This window comes from uncultured Oscillibacter sp. (assembly GCF_910587525.1).
Lineage (GTDB): Bacteria > Bacillota > Clostridia > Oscillospirales > Oscillospiraceae > Oscillibacter.
In genome coordinates, this window is sequence record NZ_CAJULS010000265.1 from 1 (window position 1) to 1,565 (window position 1,565).

Below are 1,565 nucleotides of genomic sequence, written 5' to 3' on the forward strand. Positions count from 1 at the left end.
GTGCTCTTCCGATCTTATATGGACCGGGATATCGTTATCCACGGCGGCGGCGTGGGCCCTGTGAGCCAGAAGCTCTACGATCATATCTATGGTATGCAGACCGGCGTGGTGGCCGACGACATGGGCTGGATTGTCCAGCTGTAATATTTTAGGCCAGCTGCCGAAGCAGCTGGCCTTTTCGTTTTGCGGTCCCTGCCGTGAGGCGGGATGTACCTGCCGGGCCCTCTCCGTCACGGCTTCGCCGTGCCACCTCTCCCAAAGGGAGAGGCAAGAGGAGCGTGCGGCCTCAGGGATATCTTCTTGGCTTCCCCTCTGGGGGAGCTGTCAGCCGAAGGCTGACTGAGAGGGCCTTTGGCTGCCCCACATGGGAGCATAGCCCCGAGTAGTCAATGAAAAGCGGCTACTCCCGGCGGCTGTTTTCCTCCGCGATCTCCAGAAGCCCGGTCAGCTTCTCCCAGTCCTCCGGGGCGATACCTGCTGAGAGCCGCTGCTGGAACTCCTCGTGGGTCTGGTTGATGATCTTCACCATCTCTTCCCCCTGGGGGGTCAGGAACAGTTGGTATTGCCGCCGGTTCTCCGGGTTGGTCTGTCTCCGGATGTGGCCCGCGTCCTCCAGACGCCGGGCGTCACGGGCCGTACTGGCCTTGTCCAGGGCGTAGAAGGTGCAGATCTCCTCCTGGCTGGCTCCGGGCCGCCGGGCGGTGTAGATCAGGATCAGGTGCATGAATCCCACGTAGCCATGGGGCGTCAGCACCCGGCGCAGGGCCACCATCCTGCGGCGGTTGATGCGCAGGAGGCTGGTGAGGACGGGGCTGGTCATGGCGCGGCCTCCTCCCCCTGGGGCCGGAGAGCCGCATCCTGGGCCGCCTGCCGGATCATCGCCTTCATCCGGCGAACCAGCGGCACAGCCAGGGCGATTGACAGCACGTCCGCCACCGCCTGAACGGCGGCCACGCCGTTAGCACCCCCAAGCATGGTCATGGGATACACGATCGGCAAAAAGCAGCTCCCCTGCCGGGAGGTGGACAGCAGCACCGCCCCCAGGGCCTTGCCCAGTCCGGCGCAGAGCATATTGACCACCGCCACCCAGCTGTGGGCGGGCAGGGCCAGACATTGTAGCCGGATAGCCAGCGCCCCCACAGCCTGCATCTCCGGGTCCGCTTTGGCGAAGAGGGTGATGAGCGGCTCGGCAAAGATCGCCAGCAGTACGCCCATGACCGCCGCGCCGACGACCGCCGTCCGGGCGGCAAAGCGGTAGCTCTCCTCCACCCGGTCGTAACGTTTCGCCCCCCAGTTGAAGCCCGCCACCGGCTGAAACCCGGTGCCAAATCCAAGGATGACCCCGAAGGGGAACATCATGACCTTGGTGGACACGCCGATGCCCGCCAGCACGGAGTCGGAAATACCCCCGGCGATGCGGTTGAGGACAATGGCGGAGATCACCGCCAGGCCGTTGCGGAACAGGGACGAGGACCCCACGGACACAATCTGCCCCACAATGGCTCCGTCCGGCTGGAACAGCCGGGGGGACAGGCGGAGGAGGCTCCGGCGGGTCAGATAGGGGA

2 protein-coding genes are annotated in these 1,565 nt (G+C 65.2%); both read right to left on the minus strand.

The window, feature by feature from the left end; translation table 11 throughout:
* Positions 1-400: 400 nt before the first annotated feature.
* Positions 401-820: a MarR family winged helix-turn-helix transcriptional regulator gene (locus tag QZ326_RS13300; RefSeq protein WP_295746151.1), complete on the minus strand. Its 420-nt coding sequence runs from the start codon at positions 818-820 to the stop codon at positions 401-403.
* A partial coding sequence (locus tag QZ326_RS13305) for an MATE family efflux transporter (RefSeq protein ID WP_295746154.1) occupies positions 817-1,565 on the minus strand: 749 nt, incomplete at its 5' end. The genes QZ326_RS13305 and QZ326_RS13300, both read right to left, overlap by 4 nt.